Annotated in this window: 1 pseudogene; it reads right to left on the minus strand. The window is 54.9% G+C overall.

What is annotated here, in order from left to right:
• Positions 1 to 308 (minus strand): annotated as a pseudogene (locus tag OGV71_RS00025) (formylglycine-generating enzyme family protein); the annotation flags it as partial.

A 308-nucleotide genomic window follows, 5' to 3' on the forward strand; every position in this document is an offset into this window, starting at 1 on the left:
GGTACTGCTGGTTGCTGGCTTTGAACTTACTCAGCGAATAGCTGCTTAACTCCACCCGGTGCAAAGGCTTGCTGTCTTTACGCCCGTCGTACTGCAGCCTTTCCACACCATATTCCTCGCCAAAATCCCCCATCAGGTATTCACCGCCTTCCACAAATACCTGCTCTGACTTTATCTGCGTCACAAATTCCTGCAGCCGGGCCTGGTCTTCCGCACTGTGCCGGGGGGTGACTGAGGCGGGGTTTTGATCGCAGCCAGCTGCTGCGACTATCGCAATGGCGCACAGCCACAACCTGTCGTTTTTCATT

It is taken from the genome of Citrobacter sp. Cf088 (genome assembly GCF_030334295.1).
In the GTDB taxonomy this organism is placed as follows: domain Bacteria; phylum Pseudomonadota; class Gammaproteobacteria; order Enterobacterales; family Enterobacteriaceae; genus Citrobacter; species Citrobacter freundii.